Source organism: Methylomonas sp. AM2-LC, from assembly GCF_039904985.1.
In the GTDB taxonomy this organism is placed as follows: domain Bacteria; phylum Pseudomonadota; class Gammaproteobacteria; order Methylococcales; family Methylomonadaceae; genus Methylomonas.
On record NZ_CP157005.1, the window covers coordinates 3,656,934 to 3,676,432 of the forward strand.

Below are 19,499 nucleotides of genomic sequence, written 5' to 3' on the forward strand. Positions count from 1 at the left end.
TTATATTTGTGACTTATGTTTTGGAATAAAATTTATAAGCATAGCGTTTCTATTGCGGACAAATACCCAGTATAAAAAAACACTACCAAATAAATAAAATGTACTTTGAATCGGGACAGCCGCAATATTACCTGAGCTTACAGCCCAAACACCAAAATAAGGTGTAATCTTTATATCAGGTTGCTGGTTTCCTGTACCCAATCCAAATCTGTATGCAGTACCATATACATCTTCTGAAGCCCAATAAGCTCCATGTTGTGGCGGATTGATATTATTAAAAAACGAATTACTTGGAATATTGAAACCAGAAATACCATTCAATTCGTTATAAAATAATTCACCGAATTGGCCTTGTGAATGAGTGCCATCATTCCATAAAGGTAAAGCCCAAGCACTTGAATTGGCATAATTAATACTATTCAAATAACCAATAAATGCTTCCGCACCATACCAGCTTACTGCACCACCAGGAAAAAAATCATAGCTATGCAAATTATAAACACCTACGGCATTATTATTAATAAAAACCTCACCAGTGTCATACATACCAAGAACATCATAAACAACACCGTTATTTGCATTAATAATAGCCTGAATTAAGCCGTTGTCATTCCCATATTGAGCAATAGCATTTGCTTCCATTGCACCTAACAGATTAGCATCAGCAGTCCAAGTAACATTTGTAACATCATCATAAACGACACTAATACCCTGCACGGTTTCCGCTATTAAACTGGCTTGTGAGCTATTAGTAATTGCTAGCCCAACTAACAGTAAGCCTGTTATTGCTATCCTTTTAGAATTGATCATTGTTTCTATTCTCTGTGTAAATTTACTCTAGCTTTAACAGGTTCTAGTAACAATGTCAATGATTGATAAGTTACAGCATGATTGAATGCAATACATAGCAACAATGATGCGCTTATGAGATTAAGCGTTTAGCAGTGGTTTTGCGTTGCGATTATTGAGCTTAACCAAATAGGACTTGCAGCTTAATTATTGCCAAGGAAGATGTATTGTATAGTGGGTTTAATGCAGATATTTTTGGCTTGTAGTCAGTCACAACGTTGTCACAGCCTGTCACAAATTGTATAATAGCTTTCCCTTTTACGAGCTTAAAGGAAAATATCAAAACCGTTGATAGTTTATATAACTACTTGATTTTATGGTGCCGAGGAGAGGACTTGAACCTCCACAGAGTTACCTCTACTAGCACCTGAAGCTAGCGCGTCTACCAATTTCACCACCTCGGCTAAAGTTTGCTTGTACAAGCAAGGGTGAATTCTCATTATAAGAATCCCACCCCAACTTGTCAATACTTAGTCCCAGTAAACGCAGTTATGCCATGGCAGCAATAATGGCCTGACCCATTTCGTATGTGCCTGTTTTACTGGCGGGGTTAAGGTCTGGGGTTACATAAATGCCTTCTTTAACAACTTTTTCAATGGCATTTTGCATACGTGTGGCGGCTTCGTGTTCACCGATATGATTAAGCATCATCACGCCTGCCATCATAACCGCGGTGGGATTAGCGATGTTTTTACCGGCAATATCGGGCGCACTGCCGTGTACGGCTTCGAACAAGGCTGCGGTTTCGCCGATGTTGGCACCGGGTATTAAGCCTAAGCCCCCTACCAAACCGGCGGTAAGATCGGACAAAATATCGCCAAACATATTAGTGGTAACCACCACATCAAATTGTTCGGGTTTCATTACCATATGCATACAGGCGGCATCGATGATTTTTTCGTCGAATTCGATATTAGGAAACTTGGCTGCGACTTCTCTGGCGGCTCTTAAAAACAACCCCTGGGTATATTTTAGAATATTGGCTTTGTGGCAAACGGTTACTTTTTTACGATTATTATCAATGGCGTATTTAAAAGCATATTCCACAATACGTTTAGAACCGGCATAAGTGACTACCGCTAAGCTTTCGGCAATGTCTTTTTGCGGGGTTAAATAATGCTCTAAACCAACATATAAGCCTTCGGTATTTTCTCTAACGATGACAATATCTACATCTTCAAAACGGGTTTTTACGCCGTTCCAGCTTTTGGCGGGTCTTACGTTGGCATATAAATCGTATTGTTTACGTAGTTCTACATTAATACTACGAAAACCTTCGCCCACCATAGTGGTTAACGGGCCTTTAAAAGCTAGCCGGGTTTCTGCGATGGATTGCATGGTGGCATCGGGTAATGGTGTGCCGGTTTTTTCAAAAGCAGACATACCCGCTTCAGCTTCTATCCAGTTTATTTTTGCCCCCGATGCGTTGATTACCGCGACGGCGGCATCCATAATCGAAGGGCCGATACCATCACCTTTAATTAATGTGACGTTGTGCATTCACTCTCTCCTGAGGGTTTGAAAAAATTCGTTCATTTACAAACAGCGCCACACAGCGGCTGTATGGCGTTAAAATCATTATCATTTCGCAGCCTTAAACCTAAGCTTATCAAAGCATGAAGGATGCGAAGTCTGCAAACTGGGCGGTTATCGCATGCAATGTAGCGTTTATGGTTCCACAGGTTCACCACGAACGCTAAACCACTAAGGTAAATCATCTAATACTCTAAGCCTGGGCATTTTCATACCCACCTAACGCTTAATTAATTCAGATTACCGTTTCTGCGCAATCGCTGGAAATATTGCACCATTAAGGATGCATAAGCAAGATACATACCGATTATAGCTTGGCGAATTCGCTACGCTGTCTAGCCTATAATGGTTTTTAAATTGCACCAAAAACTGGCAGCTCTATTCGTTTTGGTGCAAAAAATCGCTAGCCCTAACATGCCCATACCAGCGTACAATATTAAACCAATGCTTTAACCATTTTACGTCATGATAACAGTCGATAAACTTATTTTCGAATACCCTGGCCTGCGTGCCTTGGATAATGTCTCTTTCACCATTGCTCGAGGCAGCATTACCGCCTTGGTTGGGCCTAATGGCGCTGGCAAAACTACTTTATTGCGGAGTATGGCGGCGTTGGCACAGCCGCAAAGCGGCCGTATCTTGATAGATGAGATAGATGTATTACAACAACCGCGTAGTTGCCATCGTTTAATTGGTTATTTATCAGACTTTTTTGGTCTATACCAGCAATTAAGCGTTCGGCAAAGCTTGCATTTTGTGGCACGTGCGCAAGGCATTGCTCAGCAGGATTGTGCGGCGGCCATTAGCCGGGTTAGCCAGTGCCTGCAAATTGAAGATCGCTTAGAAAAAATGCCTACAGAATTATCACGCGGCCAAAAGCAGCGCGTGGCAATTGCACAGGCCATTATTCATCAACCGCGTTTTTTGCTGCTTGACGAACCAGCCTCTGGTTTAGACCCGGGAGCGCGGCAGCATTTGGCAGACTTATTTGTAGCGTTACAAAAACAAGGTATGACACTTTTGGTGTCGTCGCATATTCTGGCAGAGCTGGAAGCGTATTCCACCGATATGCTGGTATTACGCCAAGGAAAAATTGTAGAACATGCCATGGTTAAAACCCGTAACCATCAACAGCAGTTTTATAAATTATTACTGGCTTGGCCAGTTGCCTCGCTGGCATCCATTTTACAATCGATAGAAACTGTCAGCGTTATTAAAATTGAAGACCAGCGCTTGGCCATATTGCAAATATCCGATCAAGCCAGTGCGCAACATGACTTGTTAAAAACCTTGTTAGCCCAGAATTTGCCGGTATGCGAATTTGCACCAGCGGCCAGCCATTTACAAGACACTTACTTACAAACACTGCAACTAAAACCATGAATCTAAATCCCGAATTACAACGTCAATTTTATCTGGAATATTCGCCAGCCAGACTGATCGGTATTCCGCTGGCTTTGTGGTTGCTGTTTACTTTGTGTTATTACATAGATGGTTATCAGCTGGGTAGCGCCAGTGCGCGTACCGCTTTTACTTTGTTTCTAATCATCACTTTAATTTGGGGTGCGAGGCAAAGTATGAACAGCATTATGGAAGAGTTTCGAGAGCGTACCTGGGATATTCAACGCTTATCGGCAATAGAACCCTGGACTTTAGTGTGGGGTAAATTGTTAGGTAGTAACATGATGGTTTGGTATGGCGGATTACTATGCCTGATTATCTATAGCCTGGCTACGCCAGATGGCAGCCATTTGCCCATTGTTTGGTTTTATTGTCTCGGCACAGGTTTAACAGTGCAAAGTATTAGCCTGTTGATAGGACAATTGGCAGCACAGCGCGGACAGATTAAAGCCGGGGCTTTATTTTTGCCCATCATCATCGGCTTTTTTTACATTGCTTCCAAGTTTTCGAGTATTACGGCTTTTTCAGAGGCGGGTAATGATTTATTTTCTGATAATCAGCGTATTATCTGGTATGGGATGAGTTTTGATAGCCACTTATTTTATCACTTCAGCCTGTTATTAGCTTTATTTTGGAGTTGCGTGGGTAACTATCGGTTTATGGCGCAAGAATTAGGTATTCGCAGCCTACCCTGGGCATGGATAGCGTTTAATTTTTGTTTAATGATCTATCTGGCGGGCTATTTCTCGTCTGAGTATAGTATTACCTTAACGGCCTTTTTGGTTACGGTGGTACTGACTTATCTCAGCTTAATTACTGAACCGGACATTGCTCGCCAAACGCAGAATTTGTTTCGTTACGCAAAATTAAAAGCCTGGCAACGCTTTGCCGAAGAAATGCCTTTATGGTGTATAAGTTTTGTTTTAAGCATTCCTACTGCACTGCATTTAAGTTTATCGACACAACCCTTAACTGCCCTCACCTCGTTGTTTCATTTTTACCCTTTACCCATACTGTTATTATTATTGCGCGACTGTAGTTTATTCTTATATTTTAATCTGGAACAAAATTCTCGCCATGCGGTTAATCGCACCTTACTTATTTTGGCGATGTTGTATGCAATTATTCCCGGTATTTTAAGTTTTACCGGAATTTCCTGGCTGGCTACGCTGTTTTTTCCGCTCTGGGCCAATTCGGAAAGTACTGCATTAGTGGCCGCATTGTTTCAAATCTTCGTGTTAGCCTATTTGCTGTTTCTTCGTATTAAACTAGCCCTTATGGATGGCCCAAAAACTTAACGGCTAATCAGTTAGGTTGATCACTCGTCGCTATTCATCATAAAGGTAAGTCTGCATAGGATTTACCGATACCAGAAAGCACATCTGTCGTAACATATGTGCTTCAGTTTGCTCATTCTATTGTCCTGCTGGGTTTCGGTTATCGCCTCTACCCAGCATATGCTGGCTGTATTTTTATAATTTAATCAATGAGCTGTCGGATGTGCTGAACGAAGTGATGCGCATCCGTCGCGAGTAATGCGGTTCGTGCCCCACCACATCCTTCTAATGTCTGTAACAAAAGCCAGCTGGGTGAGTAATCTCACCAAATCTGTATAAAATTATTATTTTTGCTAAGTAACTATACAGAAATTATCTAAAAACTCTGTTATTTAACTGGTTGTCTGGGTTCTGACTGCTAGACTATAACTATCTTTCTGCGTTAATTGCTTACTGGCTTATTATGAAACTGAAAAACCTCATCTTATGCAGCCTATTGCTACTGATATATAGTCAGTTAGCTTATTCTGCAACAGCACCGGCCGTGCCAGACACTAGTGCATCAGATGAGATTCAATTGTTGATTGATGTTTCTGGCAGTATGAAACAAAACGACCCACAAAATCAACGGATAGAGGCCAGTAAATTATTTATTAATTTATTACCCGATAACTCGAAAGTTTCGCTTTGGTTATTTGCGGAAAAATCTAGCCTGTTGTTGCATAGCGATGCAGTGGATGCTAACTGGAAAAAACAGGCTATTAAAGAAACCGCCAACATTCATTCCAAAGGGCTTTTTACCCATATAGAAAATGCCATCGAAACGGCGTTAAGTGATGGTTTTACGGGCAATGGTAAAAAACACCTTATTCTGTTAACCGATGGTATTGTGGATATTTCCAAAGACATTATGGTCAGCGCCGATTCCAGAGAACGCGTATTGAGTGAATGGATACCGAAATTACAGCAAAAAAACATTAAGGTGGATACGATTGCTTTGTCGGATCAGGCGGATAAAGAATTGTTGTACCAATTAGCCTACGACACTGGCGGTTGGACAGAAAGCGCCGTTTCGGCAGAACAGTTACAACGTGTATTTCTAAAAATGTTACTGAAAGCGGCACCTAAAGATAATTTGCCACTGGTGGGTAATCGCTTTGTAGTGGATAAGAATATTAAAGAATTTTCTATCCTTGCATTTAAAAAGCCTGATTCTGCTCCCAGCAAACTCTTTAGCCCAGACCAAAAAATTATTGATAAGCACACCGCTTTAAGTAATGTATCCTGGTTGGAAACAGCCACTTATGACTTGATCACCGTTAAACAACCTGCTGAGGGCGAATGGCGACTTGATGCCGATGCTGACCCTGATAATCAGGTGATGATCATGACCGATTTAAAAATGCAAATTGCCGAAGTACCTACCTTTATCGCACAGACTGAAGCGCTGCCGCTAAAACTGTCTTTCACAGAGCAAGATAAACTGATCAATCATGCCGATTTTCTGGGGCTGTTAACACTCATTGCCAACCTTGATAAACAACCCCCAGTTACTATTGCGATTGATAAAAAACAACCCGGTTATTTTACCATGCAGTTTACGCAGTTAACGGCAGGCAACCATCAAGTCATTATTCAAGCGGATGGTAAAACCTTCAAACGAGAAATTATCAGAGAGTTTTCAGTGGTCTCTGAAGCGGTCAAACTAGAAACCGAGATCGATACCGACAAACGTAGTGTTACTTTTAATGTGTTACCAGATTTGGCAATGTTGGATAGCAGTTCCTTGGTTATTTCGACGACCATCTCCCGTACTGAAACCCCGGCACAAACCGTCATAATGCCTGAAAATCAGGGAAAATGGTCTATAACCATTGATAAATTTCCTCTAGGTACTGAAACCCTGGTCAATTTTGATATTCAAGCCAAGGGGTTGGATGGCAAGGCACTGTCGCCACTGCTTAAACCTGTGCGTATTAACGACAGCTTTTTTTCTACCACCACAAACGCTACGACTGATGAAACTGATAAGGAAGCCAAAAAACCGGGTGATCATGACACTCAAGCAGAAGGCAGTGCCGAACATGACGACACAGACTTAGCCAACTCAGAAACAACCAGCGATGAAAAAACCAATGCCGAACCAACGGACTGGCTTGAAGTGGGCGGCATTGTAGCCTTAGTGAATATACTATTCTTGGTGGGTGGCTATTTAATCTTCCGGGCGGTAAAAAAAGCCACCCTCGCCAGACAAACAGCAATTTTGGAGCGCTTGTCATGATGGAATTAAACTCTACGATGTTTATCTTAATATCAGAAGGTTTTGTAACCCTACTCATTTTAGTTTTGTTGATGTTTTTTACCGGCCGTAACCGTCAAGCCAAAGAAATGACAGTCATCGACAAATTTGTCTCTCATGTAAAGCAAGAAAGCGATGTAAAACAACAAACCCTGGAAAGCATTTTATTATATGAATGTGGCATCGACTCTGAAAAAGCGGCCACGATTATTGAACAGATAACCACTAATGAATCAGCATTGTTAAAACACATTATCCTCATGTTTTTACAACGCAATCCCAACTTGTTAAACGAAATTGATCAATTGATTGTTAATCTATCCGATCCTTATCAAAAGTTATTGGCAGAGTCACACAGCGGCATCGGCTCTAGCAAACCATCTTCACTTCCTGAATCTGCCTCTCAGTTAAAAATTGCCGGCTTAGAACGTATTAACCTGCAACTCACAAAACAACTTGATACAGCCATGCAAACGATAGACGATATCACCGGTGAATACACGCGGGTTTTTAGTGGCAATCAGTCGGCTTTAGAACTGGAGAACAGTAGTAAAAAGATGTTGCAAATCTTCCATGATGCAGAACATCAAATCAGATCCAATGTGGAAGAATAGGAGCTACGGGCATGCAGGAAACTATTATGTTTGTCATTATAGAAGTGCTGGTGATTTTAGTGATTGGCTTAGGTGTTCTGCAATTTTTAAACTGGCGAAATAAAACGCGTCGCCAGAATGATTTGGAACGTTTTGTCGATGATATTAATAACAACCGCAACCAGCGTGGACAACAGATTGTCAGTTGTTTAAGCAGTCACTATGAATTGGAACAACCCATTGCTCTGGAATTGTCAGCGCTGTTATACGGTGCCGAAAAACAATTTTTGATACAGTTTGTTGATAAACAGATGCAAAACTCAGTAGAAGGCTTTTACGAAAATCTGTGCGAATTGTTAGATGTGTATCTGGGTTCTATCCCTGTGAGTGCAGTGCATCCAGAAATACCTCAATCACCTGCAGAAGAACTAAGTGAGGTTGCTGATGCAGAAAGCGTCGAGACACTACTTACAGAAGAGCCTATTGAAGCCGCAGAAAATCAGGACGAAGAAACCAAACCCAATCCAGCACCTGACTGGGGTGATGTGTTTGATTAAATAAGCACTTAGCAATAAATCAGCATGTATTTTTTACGTCGGATCGGCCAGTCCGTTCATGGTTCGACTAGGCTCACCAAGAACGGACTGGCCGATGTAGTGCATACTGCGTTTTTGTCAGTGGCTTATAAGCCCAATACCATCACAACACCCTTTTTTAGATTTAATGCTTATAACTATTCAGTTTGGTTTTTTTTCAATTAAAATCAATGGACTATAGGATGTGCTGAACAACGTGAAGCGCATCTGTCGCGATTGATGCGCCTCCTGACGTCGGCACATCCTATTCAGGTTTACTTTACGGTGAATAGTAACTAATGCATTAGCTTAGCCAATGGCTTGCTATGGCCCAACACTCAGGATTACTTAACATCTCCATTTAAACCTTTTCAAGTATAGACCGGTAACGGCCTGATTATTTTGAAAATACCGCCTGTGTTTTTACTTTCCAATACAGAATTGCATATGTCGTTCTTCAGAGGCATCCAATTAAACTATGTTATATCACACAATTTTTTTGTGTGATATCACTTACTATTTATAGGTTTTAGCAAAATAAATATAAAATAAATAACAATTTCAGTAACTTAAATACTGGCACAGCTATTGCTATTTAGCTTATGAAGCCCAAAAAGTTTCAGCCAACTTGTCATAAATGCGGTCATAAAACACGCCGCCTTTAACTCACTAAATCAGGAAAAACAAATGAACTCAACTTTAAAGTTAGCAATGGCAACCATAGTCTTATCTGTTACTTGCGTACCCATTGCACAGGCAAGTTTAACCAATTATACCGTTCAAGAAACCTTCTTCGAACCCGCATATGCAGGCTCTGAAAATACGATTTTCAATGGATCATTTACTTATGATTCCAGTACCCAGCAGATTACCAACCTGACAGGTACGTTATCGGAAGCAATGACCGGGATGATGAACGGCGGAAAGCAAACTCTGCTAAACCTAAGCTTCGATCCTGTGTCTTCTAGCAGCGATGGCAGCGGCGGTATTAAAGCTTCTGCATTTTTGTTGAATACCACTGCTATCTATAGCATGGGTGGAACATACAATTCTACCGCAGCAATGAAGGATGCAAGTTTGGCCAATGCTTACATCACCATAGATGTTAGCGCCGATCAATTAAATGGAACTGCAATCTCATTAGCCACCTCTAATTTCGGAAACTTGTTCTACGGCGACTGTACGCCAGGCGGAATGATGGGACCTATGTGTATGACGGGTTGGGGAGCAGCAGGTAATGCTGGCTCTATGGGAGGATATCCAATCTCCGAAGTGGTAACGATGACTTCTGCAGTTCCACTACCACCCGCTGCCTGGTCTTTTCTGACCAGTTTGCTAGGGTTATTGTTTGTTGGCAAACAACGGAAAAACCTATTAACCAGCTGTTAACAACGATAACTGTTAATAATAACTTGGGAGCCAAAACTAGGCTCTCAAGTTAAACTGAATTGATAGCATAACGTTATCTGTCCCGCTACTCGGTTAATAAGCGACTGATGTTTAAAATTTAAATTTTTATCTGATTACCCACAAGATTTAGTTAAACAATTAAACCAACAGTATAGCGGGTATAGGTAATTCTAAGCATGACAAGCTTCGATGTTGGGTTAAAGCCCAGCAGCCAATATTCAAGCACACTACCATGGTCAATAAATTTACTCGCAGTTTCATATTAATGACGTTTTTGAGCTGCCCAATGGCAAAAGCTGAAGAGGAACCCTCAATTGCAACGGATGAAGACATCACTATTCTTGAAAAAGTCGTTGTTACCGGAAATAAAATCGTTGTGCCTGAGACATCGGTAAAGAACGAGATTACTCAGGCAGAAATCGCTTCCAAACAAGCACAAGTTTCTGATACCGCCAAATTACTTGAGGACATACCTGGAGTGAGTTTACAAAGTAATGGTGGAACCACTTCTTTGCCCATTATTCATGGTTTAAACGATGATCGTATTAAAATTGAGGTAGATGGGATGCTAACACCGTCCGCATGCCCCAATCACATGAATCCTTCGCTTTCGTATATTGATCGCACGAATATTGGCAATATCAGTGTATTAAAGGGCGTTACCCCAGTGAGTATGGGGGGTGACAGTATTGGTGGCACCATCATCGTGCAATCTCCTACGCCGATATTTGCAGAAGCCGGTAAAGACTTCTTGATTAACGGAAAAACGTCGGCATTTTATCGTAGTAATGGGGTTGCCTATGGCGGCAATATAGCTGCCGGTATTGCCAATCAATTTGTCAGACTGGATTATACCGGTTCGGATAGTGAAAGCCGAGATTATAGGGATGGACGGGGGGATGTGATTAAATCCAGTAGCTATATAAACCAAAACCATGCTGTTGGACTAGCATTTAATTTCGATAATCATTTAGTTGAATTTAAAGGCGGACAACAGCATGTACCGTTCCAAGGTTACCCAAATGCGCGTATGGAAATGCTAGGAAATGATAGTATTTTCGGTAACATTCATCACTTGGGCAACTTCTCTTGGGGTAGTCTGGACAGCCGCTTGTATCTAGAAAATATCAGCCATTCTATGGATGCAGGTCCCGATCAGTTAGGTGCGGCGGTTGGCCCCAACATGCCGATGGACACGCGTGCCATCAATTTTGGCTATAAGGTACAAGCCGAGCTACAGCTTAACCAACAAGACAATATCAAGTTTGGCAATGAGTTTCACAGCCAAAAGCTCAACGATTTTTGGCCCGGCGTTTGTACCGCATGCTTCGACATGGGACCCAATGCTTTTATCAATCTTAACAATGCCACTCGATATCGAGTGGGAACCTATGCTGAGTGGAATGCAAACTGGTCAACAAGCTGGAAAAGTTTATTAGGGTTGAGATATGACCATACCATGATGGACGCTGGAAATGTACATGGTTACAACAACTTTCCCTTTTATGCTAACGATGCCAATGCTTTTAATGCGCAAAGCCATCAAAAAAATTATGATACTTTTGACGTAACAGCATTGATGAAGCTAACGGCTAATGATTGGAGTCAATATGAACTGGGGTATGCCCGTAAAAACCGCGCGCCCTCACTCTATGAGTCGTATACCTGGAGCTCTTGGTCGATGGCCACGACGATGATAGGCTGGTTTGGCGATGGGAATGGTTATGTTGGCAATTTACATTTAAAACCGGAAACTGCCCACAACATCAGTTTTACAGCTGAGTACTATGACCCCAAGGCAAATGACTGGTCTATTAAAATAACACCGTATTTGAGCTATGTTGAAAACTTCATTGATGCTGATCGCTGTAAATTAACTTTTTGTTTTCAACCCGTCAATGGTTACTCCTATTTGCAAATAGCCAACCACAATGCCCGTTTATGGGGGGTTGATGTTGCCAGTAACGCGGAGCTGTTTAAAGATGACACCGTGGGGCAATTTAGCACACACTCCAGTATGAGTTACGTGCGCGGTCAACGCATGGATGGCGGTAACCTTTATCATATGATGCCTTTCAATTTAAAACTGAGTCTGGATCATAAATTGGCAGACTGGAAAAACACATTTGAAATGCAATTTGTGGATGCTAAACAAGAGGTGCAAGCCATTAGAAACGAGCTGCAAACGCCTTCTTATATAGTGTTGAATGCTAAAACAGGCTATCAATGGCAAAATATCAGCATTGATGTTGGCGTGGATAACTTGCTGGATAAGCAATATTATTATCCGTTGGGAGGGTCTTATATTGGCGACTATTACACCATGATGTTAAATTCGACCCGATTTCCTAATAATCGCCCAGTTCCTAGCCTGGGCAGATCGGCTTTTGTGGGTTTAACGATTACTTATTAATGTAATCATACTATTATCGGCCTAAGCTGCCGCCATTCAATATCGACCAGCGCCTACAGTCAATTGCTCTGTTGGCGCATACTCCATGATGTTTTTTTATTTAACCGCTTCCAGCTCATCCCAACGAGCATACGCCTGTACCAGTTCGGCTTCACTGCGTTGCAGTTGCTCCAGTGCTGCCGCTACCTGCTGTGCATTATTTTGTTTGTAAAAGTCAGCCGCATTAATTTTGGCATTTAACTCCGCTATACAGCTATCGAGTTCTTCTATCTTGCCAGGTAGCAATTCCAGTTCGCGTTGTTCTTTAAAGCTGAGTTTTCGGGTGGGACTGGTGTTTTTGGGTTTTTCTTTTTTTACGGCTTCTAAGGCTTGTTGTTCGGCTTCACGTTTTTTGTTTTGTTCAGCCAACTGAAACCAGTCTGCGTAGCCGCCAATGTATTCGTTGACTACTCCCTCGCCTTCAAAAACCAAAACACTGGTAACCACATTATCCAGAAACGCTCTATCATGGCTTACCAGTAATAAGGTACCTTGATAGTCGACTAATTTTTCTTCTAAAATTTCCAGCGTTTCCAAATCCAGATCGTTGGTAGGTTCGTCCATTACAATCAGATTGGCTGGTTTGGTAAATAATCTGGCTAGCAATAATCGGTTTTTTTCACCACCGGATAAGCTTTTTACGGGCGAACGGGCGCGGGCCGGCGCGAATAAAAAATCACCCAAATAGGACATAACATGTCGTTTGCCTTCTGGGGTATCCACAAACTCGCCACCATCTGCCACCGTATCGACTACTGACACTTCGGGATCTAGTTGTTCGCGCAGTTGGTCGAAGTAGGCAATTTGCAGATTGGTGCCTTGTTCAATACTACCTTCAGTGGGTAGTAATTGTCCCAGCAGTAATTTTAACAAGGTGGATTTGCCAGCGCCATTGGCACCGATTAAGCCGATTTTGTCGCCACGATCAATACGGGCTGAAAAATTGCGGATGATAACGGTATCCTGATATTGGAAACTGATATCTTTAGCCTCAATCACTTTTTTACCGGAACTTTCGCCCGTTGCCAGCGATAATTTGGCAGTACCCTGCGTATTGCGACGCTCTGCACGTTCGTCGCGCAAACGCTTTAAGGCCCTTACCCGGCCTTCATTACGGGTACGACGAGCTTTAACACCTTGTCGTATCCAAACTTCTTCTTTGGCTAGTTTTTTATCAAATTCGGCATTTTGATTGGCTTCGTCTTCTAATACGGCAGCTTTACGCAGTAAATAGTTGGGATAATCGCATGCCCAGGAGGTAAGCTGGCCTCTGTCCAGATCTAATATGCGTGTGGCCAGTTTTTGCAGAAAAGCACGGTCATGGGTAACAAACAATACGGCACCCGAAAAGGCGAGTACCTGTTCTTCCAACCAGGCAATGCTTTCGAAATCTAAATGGTTGGTAGGTTCGTCCAGCAGTAGTACTTCGGGTTCTATCACCAATGCTTTTGCTAATGCCACTCTGCGCTTCCAACCGCCTGACAAACTGCCAACCAATACATCAGCGGGAAGTTGTAATTTGCTGAGTACTGCTTCAACGCGTTGCTGAAAATGCCAGCCATTTAGCGCTTCCAATTTGTGTTGCACATCACCCAGGGCTTGTAAAGACTGCTCGCTGCCATCCATATGCTGCAATAGGCTGTGATATTCGACAATGATTTGTCCCAAGTTACCCAAACCACCCGCCACGGCTTGGTAGATATTATCCTCAGGGTTGAGATTGGGCGATTGTTCCAGCCAGGCAATGCGTAATTCGGGTTGTTGCCAAATGTCACCATGATCAGCATGAATATCACCGGCGATAATTTTCATCAGCGTAGATTTACCTTCGCCATTCCGGCCCAGCAGCCCTACCCGTTCACCCGGATCAAGTTGAAAGGCGGCGTTGTCCAGTAAAGCGTGCGTGCCGAAGGCGATAGAAACATTGGTTAAGCGAATTAATGGCATTTGTTTTGTAAATAACGTCTGAGTAAGTCCAGGCTTAAAATAGCAGCCTGGTTTTGTTTGTGTTGTTGGGTACCCAACACCTGATGTTGACTGAGGTGCACGGTATTGTCTGTCGTGATCAGTGCATTATAAAGGACTATCGGTATTTTTGGGTCATGGCTGACTGCAAGGTCATAGCTGGCAGCATTATCCTTGTCACCTGCATCAGAATGATACAACTGTACCAGGGCTAAATCAGTTTGTTGTTGGGTTTTAAGGGCTTTTGCCAGCGATGCCACGCAAGTGTTTAGCGCGTCACTCGTAACCTTTACCTGTGTTTTATCAAAAATTTGTTGCTGATTAACATACACGTCTACACTTTTTAACCATGCTCTACCGGCACATTTTGCAGACATTAAACCCTGACTGGCGGTTTCTAAAATAGCAAGGCTGTAGTTTTTTGCGACTAGTAGCTGATTGATTACGCTTAATAAATCGCCTTGTGCAGTGCCAATGCCATCAATAGCGTATACATAGTCACCCATCAATGCGGCGGCTTGCGCAACACAAGCATGTTTGGCAGACTCTGCAAATTGCGGTGGAAATTTAAGTTTAGTTTGCACGTCATCTACTGTTACCCGATAACCTAGCTGAACCTGCTCTGGCAAGACCAGGGATTGCAAACATTGCTGAATGACTGATTCACCAATGCCAATGCTGTGCAATGTCACCAGACTGGCAGTTTGTAAGTTAAATAATTGCTGTAGCTGCGGCTGGATAGTGCGATTAAACATCGCCTGCATTTCGCGGGGTACTCCCGGTAAAAATACAAAACAACAGCGTTGATAGTGGATAACAAAACCCGGTGCGGTACCGATGGGGTTGTTGATGCGTTGCGCGCCGACTGGCAAATAAGCTTGTTTACGATTTGCCGCAGGCATGCTACGCTGGCGTTGTTGATAGTAGGACTCAATATCTGCTAAGGCTTCTGCATCTAATTCTAGCGCCAGCCCAGTAGCCAGACCGACAGCTTCGCTGGTTAAATCATCACTGGTTGGCCCTAAGCCCCCCGTGCAGATGCAACAATCAGCACGTACGGCAATCTCTTGTACTAGTGCAATCAAGGCGCTTAGATTATCACCAACCGCAGTGTGCCGGGCTACGCTAAAACCCAAATCGGTTAGTTGTTGAGACAGCCATGCGGCATTGGTGTCGGCAATTTGACCGCACACCACTTCTTCGCCTTGCGAAAAAATTTCGGCAATCACTGTCATAAAATCATTTGATGCCAGAAAGGTAAAGTCAGTAAACTCAACCCTGTGGTGACCATTACTGCGCTGGCATACAGGGAGCTGTCTAATTTGTAACGGTCGCACAACACTATACCCAACACCATACTGGGCATGGCTAAATCTAACACCGCGGCGGCTTTATTTTGCTCAGTCATGCCCATAAACATCAACATAGTCATAGCCGCCCAGGGCATAAAAGCTAATTTAATCACAACAACCGGCAACATATACGGCAAATTACGCCAACGCAAGCTACGCCAGCTTAAGGCCAAACCCAACGAGAAAATCATTAACGGTGCAACAGCGGCTGCACATTTTTCTAATAAGCCATCCAGCCAGTCAGGAATGGGGATATGATTGATATTTAGCAGCACAGCCAAAAAAGCTGCCCAAAACGGCGGTGCATTTAAAAACGCCAAAAAGAATTTAGGCTTGTGTTCTGCCTCAGCCTCGCCAAAATGGCGTGCCAACATAATACCGACAGTAAACACCAGTGGTGCCGCTGCAAACAAATCCAGTTGTATAACCACTGAGCGCGACCAAGCTCCCAGGGTTTGTTCCAATACCGGCAAGCCCAGATAGGTTACATTGGGGTATGCAGCCGCCAAAATTAAAGCCCCGCTTTTGGCTGGACTAATACGCAACAAACGTGCACAGACCCAACTTAAGCCTATACACAACAAGATACTGGCACACCCCAGAAAACTGAACTGTAACGAAGACCAGCCGATATCCGCACACCATAATACTTGCAACACCATAGCGGGTAGAAGGAAATAATAAACAACGCTAGTCAAAACATGGCGAGTTTGCTCTGCAGTTAGTTTGTTAGGTGACACTATCCGCCACACTGCGCCGCAAAGCATGAGGAGGGTCATTTGAAGTAAAGTGGTTTTCATGATTTATTATATCATGATTATCAAGGTGTTAGAGATGGTTAAAATTTTTTGGACAGAGCCGTAGGGCGTAATAATTCGATAAGGCGTATTCTATTGGGTGTAAGAGCTATAGTGTACACACTCCCTGGTTATAAATACTATTTCAAGAAGACTTATAACAAATTTTAAACATTAAGATATTTGTGTAAACTATTCTTTTCTGTTAGAGTCGGTTCCGCAATAAAAGCTGAAGATAGAATTTAGAGTAGTCACAGAAGTTTTTGGGGTTTGTATAATACACGATTACTGTCTTGCCTCCCTTAAATTCAATGTATTACGCCCTATGACCTAAAAGTATGAAGAGATCAAGTTTTCATCCATCAATTTAAGTGGATTTTTAATCAATCATTAAAGAGGATAAGCTATGAATTTACGGGCCTTTTTATCTGCCACTTTGTTTTTGTCGTCAAATGTAATTGCGCAAGCCGATACACTGTATGATTTCAGTTACAAATTCAATTCAGGTGATATTGTAACGGGATCTTTTAAGGGTACACCTAACGGAAACTTAATTACAAATCTGACAGATATAAGTGTTTCTTTGGATGGAAATACTTTGATTAGTGGTGCGCAGGCCGGATTTGCTTGGAGTTATAATGGCTCAAGTTTTGGTCTTTTTTTTACTGGGGCTGTAGCTTCATTCAACGACTTACAAAACAATTTCTATTTTGTGAACACATCAAACACTACGCCCCCCATATCTACGGTAGGTGGTGGTTATTTCTATAGTGAAACTACGCCTCTTACTATTTGCGTAGATTCAAATCAAGGTAGTTGTACTGCTTACAATCCCACTAATTTTGTTGGTGCTTCCCAAGGTTCAATTATCGGTGCAAAATATGTATATGATGGTGGCTCCGGTAATTTACCAAATAATAGTTGGTCAATTACCGCTGTGCCAGAAGCCGAAGAATGGATAATGATGTTATTGGGTTTGCCTTTAGTGGGTTGGTTCGTTCGTCGTAAACAATCTTAATTCGCATCTGACGATTATTTTATAAACAAAAGAGGTTTTATTTATGAGTTTACGCACTTTTTCATTAACGACTATAATTTTGACTTTAATTTCTTTTAATGTTTCCGCCAATAACATTTGGGATTTAGTAGGTGTTTATCAAACTAATACTTTTGCAAACGGAACGATTTATGTTCATGATTGGAACATAGTTTCAGAAAATCTTCAGACTGGTGATTTTAGCGGTAATGGCTTCTACGTTCCTGATCCATCGGTAACTTGGAATATTACAGGTACGGTAAATGGCAATAGTTTTAGTGATTTAATCAAATACAACAATTCAACTTATTGGGCTAAAGAGATTGTTGCTATTAATTCTGATGGTTCGTTTCAAGGTACATTCACCGATTCAAACGGTACCATTGGTACATTTAATTCCGTTTCAGGCCACGCAAATCTAGTTAGTTCTGTTCCAGAAGCTGGTGAGTGGGCAATGATGTTATTAGGTTTGCCATTCTTAGGCTGGGTTATTCGTCGTAAACAATTATCCACCTCATTAATTAAAACACAATAAGGCTTATTCTATAGCACATAGTATCTACTCGTGCAGAAGTTTGATGTAGCGTAACTTTGGTAATTATTCCAAGAATAGTAATTACAACTTAAACTTGGAATAATACCAAAACATTAATGACTAACTTCATATTTTAATTATCTAAATTAACATCAAGTAAAGAATAAAAACTAACCCGTTGAACTTTTTAAGGTTAATTCTTTACTTTGTAACCGCTAAAAAACTGATATTACTGGATAGAAATGCCATACCAAACAATAAGGTTGATAACACAAATGCACCCGACATAAAACTAAATATTCCGACTAAAAAAAACGTTCCAGTCGCTATATCTCTATACAATACTTTTGAATTATTCATTTTTTAACTCCTTAAGCACTTTGTTGACTAACGGGAAGTAAATCCAGGTTACTGGAGACTGAAGCAGCGCCAAATAACAAGGTTGACCAAACAAACGCACCGGACAGAAATCCAAATAGCCCCACGGTAAAAAATACGCCGGTGATAATATCTCTATATAAATTATTGGATTTTTTCATATCGGTTATCTCATTTCTCAATCATCGTTAAAATTTTTTTGCAAAAAATAAATTGATATTGATAAATTAACTTATTTTTTACTACGGGTTTAGAATACAAAAAAAAATCCGCTTTTAATGTGAACATAATCACTTTATTGGGTTAATAGCCTTTTAATGCACTTTATTTGTGAGAATGCCCACATTTAATGTTCTCAATGCCAAAATAAATGCAAACCAACTCTCAATTTTTTTACCTGGTTAACTTAAATGCCCCCTCATGAAAACTTTATATTATTACCACCCTGCATTTCTTGAACACAATACTGGCCCTCATCATCCTGAGAGTGCCAACCGACTTAAAGTCATTGAACAGGCTTTATCTAAACCCGAATTTGCGGCATTAATACGGATACAACCGCAGATGGATGCTGATATTATTAATAAGTTGCGTTTGATACACACACCAGCCATGATAGACAAGGTGCTAAATAGTATCCCTGAACAAGGTTTCGCCAGTTTAGATGCTGATACCCTAGTTTCCACCGGTTCAAAACAGGCTGCATTGTTAGCGGTGAGCGCGGTCTGTGCTGCGGTTGATCACATTTGCCAGAGTAAAGCAAAGCGGGCTTTTTGCGCAGTGCGCCCCCCAGGGCATCATGCAGAACCACAACAAGCTATGGGTTTTTGTCTGTTTAATAATATTGCGATTGCTGCAGCTTATGCCTTAAACCACTATAAACTAGACAGAGTTGCGATAGTTGATTTTGACGTACATCATGGCAATGGTACCCAAGCCGCGTTTATTGATAATCCACACCTATTTTATGCCTCCAGCCTGTTGGCGCTAATTGAAAATTGACCACCCGTGCTAATCGAAAATTGACCAGGGATTATGTTAGGCAGA

General features: G+C 41.8%; 17 protein-coding genes and 1 tRNA gene. 10 read left to right on the forward strand and 8 right to left on the reverse strand.

Translation table 11 applies throughout. The features are described 5' to 3' along the window. The 3 genes from ABH008_RS16340 to ABH008_RS16350 form a co-directional block, all read right to left on the reverse strand. Nucleotides 1-810 carry a hypothetical protein gene (locus ABH008_RS16340; protein WP_347986675.1) on the reverse strand — a complete coding sequence of 270 codons (810 nt, stop codon included), beginning with the start codon at nt 808-810 and terminating at the stop codon, nt 1-3. 356 nt (nt 811-1,166) lie between these two features. Further along, nucleotides 1,167-1,253: transfer RNA gene (locus ABH008_RS16345), tRNA-Leu, on the reverse strand. Between the two features lie 85 nt (nt 1,254-1,338). Beyond that, the gene (locus ABH008_RS16350) at nt 1,339-2,349 is read right to left on the reverse strand and encodes an isocitrate/isopropylmalate family dehydrogenase (protein WP_347986676.1); all 1,011 of its coding nucleotides are present in this window, start codon (nt 2,347-2,349) and stop codon (nt 1,339-1,341) included. Between the two features lie 498 nt (nt 2,350-2,847). Between ABH008_RS16350 and ABH008_RS16355 the strand changes: the two genes are divergently transcribed. The 7 genes from ABH008_RS16355 (at nt 2,848) to ABH008_RS16385 (ending at nt 12,350) form a co-directional block, all read left to right on the forward strand. Beyond that, on the forward strand, nt 2,848-3,765 hold the full coding sequence (locus ABH008_RS16355; protein ID WP_347986677.1) for an ABC transporter ATP-binding protein: 918 nt from the start codon (nt 2,848-2,850) through the stop codon (nt 3,763-3,765). After that, the gene (locus ABH008_RS16360; protein ID WP_347986678.1) at nt 3,762-5,081 is read left to right on the forward strand and encodes an ABC transporter permease; all 1,320 of its coding nucleotides are present in this window, start codon (nt 3,762-3,764) and stop codon (nt 5,079-5,081) included. Before ABH008_RS16355 ends, ABH008_RS16360 begins: the two co-directional genes overlap by 4 nt. Nucleotides 5,082-5,523: 442 nt before the next feature. Continuing rightward, entirely contained in the window at nt 5,524-7,341 is a 1,818-nt protein-coding gene (locus tag ABH008_RS16365) for a vWA domain-containing protein (protein ID WP_347986679.1), read from the forward strand. Beyond that, nucleotides 7,338-7,973, forward strand: coding sequence for a hypothetical protein (locus ABH008_RS16370; RefSeq protein ID WP_347986680.1), 636 nt, complete (start codon nt 7,338-7,340; stop codon nt 7,971-7,973). The genes ABH008_RS16365 and ABH008_RS16370 overlap by 4 nt, the downstream gene beginning before the upstream one ends. 11 nt (nt 7,974-7,984) lie before the next feature. Beyond that, complete coding sequence (locus tag ABH008_RS16375) at nt 7,985-8,509, forward strand: hypothetical protein (protein ID WP_347986681.1); 525 nt, start codon at nt 7,985-7,987, stop codon at nt 8,507-8,509. Nucleotides 8,510-9,214: 705 nt separating this feature from the next. Then, on the forward strand, nt 9,215-9,916 hold the full coding sequence (locus ABH008_RS16380) for a hypothetical protein (RefSeq protein ID WP_347986682.1): 702 nt from the start codon (nt 9,215-9,217) through the stop codon (nt 9,914-9,916). A 307-nt stretch (nt 9,917-10,223) separates the two neighbouring features. Beyond that, complete coding sequence (locus tag ABH008_RS16385) at nt 10,224-12,350, forward strand: TonB-dependent receptor (RefSeq protein ID WP_347986683.1); 2,127 nt, start codon at nt 10,224-10,226, stop codon at nt 12,348-12,350. A 96-nt stretch (nt 12,351-12,446) separates the two neighbouring features. Here the strand turns inward: ABH008_RS16385 and ABH008_RS16390 are convergent, their stop codons facing one another. The 3 genes from ABH008_RS16390 to ABH008_RS16400 are packed head-to-tail and all read right to left on the reverse strand — an operon-like array spanning nt 12,447 to nt 16,506. After that, nucleotides 12,447-14,336, reverse strand: a complete 1,890-nt coding sequence (locus tag ABH008_RS16390; RefSeq protein ID WP_347986684.1) for an ATP-binding cassette domain-containing protein — start codon at nt 14,334-14,336, stop codon at nt 12,447-12,449. After that, nucleotides 14,327-15,589, reverse strand: coding sequence for a molybdopterin-binding protein (locus ABH008_RS16395; protein ID WP_347986685.1), 1,263 nt, complete (start codon nt 15,587-15,589; stop codon nt 14,327-14,329). The genes ABH008_RS16390 and ABH008_RS16395 overlap by 10 nt, the downstream gene beginning before the upstream one ends. Next, a complete protein-coding gene (locus tag ABH008_RS16400) occupies nt 15,586-16,506 on the reverse strand; it encodes an AEC family transporter (RefSeq protein WP_347986686.1) in 921 nt (306 codons plus the stop codon). The genes ABH008_RS16395 and ABH008_RS16400 overlap by 4 nt, the downstream gene beginning before the upstream one ends. A 403-nt stretch (nt 16,507-16,909) precedes the next feature. Between ABH008_RS16400 and ABH008_RS16405 the strand changes: the two genes are divergently transcribed. Together ABH008_RS16405 and ABH008_RS16410 are read left to right on the forward strand one after the other, a co-directional pair. Continuing rightward, nucleotides 16,910-17,521: a hypothetical protein gene (locus tag ABH008_RS16405; RefSeq protein WP_347986687.1), complete on the forward strand. Its 612-nt coding sequence runs from the start codon at nt 16,910-16,912 to the stop codon at nt 17,519-17,521. Between the two features lie 43 nt (nt 17,522-17,564). Then, the gene (locus tag ABH008_RS16410; RefSeq protein ID WP_347986688.1) at nt 17,565-18,074 is read left to right on the forward strand and encodes a hypothetical protein; all 510 of its coding nucleotides are present in this window, start codon (nt 17,565-17,567) and stop codon (nt 18,072-18,074) included. A 201-nt stretch (nt 18,075-18,275) separates the two neighbouring features. Here the strand turns inward: ABH008_RS16410 and ABH008_RS16415 are convergent, their stop codons facing one another. Continuing rightward, nucleotides 18,276-18,434 (reverse strand): hypothetical protein, encoded by a 159-nt coding sequence (locus ABH008_RS16415; RefSeq protein ID WP_347986689.1) that lies wholly within the window; start codon nt 18,432-18,434, stop codon nt 18,276-18,278. A gap of 11 nt (nt 18,435-18,445) precedes the next feature. Then, entirely contained in the window at nt 18,446-18,613 is a 168-nt protein-coding gene (locus ABH008_RS16420; protein ID WP_347986690.1) for a hypothetical protein, read from the reverse strand. A 259-nt stretch (nt 18,614-18,872) separates the two neighbouring features. Between ABH008_RS16420 and ABH008_RS16425 the strand changes: the two genes are divergently transcribed. Then, the gene (locus ABH008_RS16425; RefSeq protein WP_347986691.1) at nt 18,873-19,454 is read left to right on the forward strand and encodes a hypothetical protein; all 582 of its coding nucleotides are present in this window, start codon (nt 18,873-18,875) and stop codon (nt 19,452-19,454) included. Nucleotides 19,455-19,499: the final 45 nt, after the last annotated feature.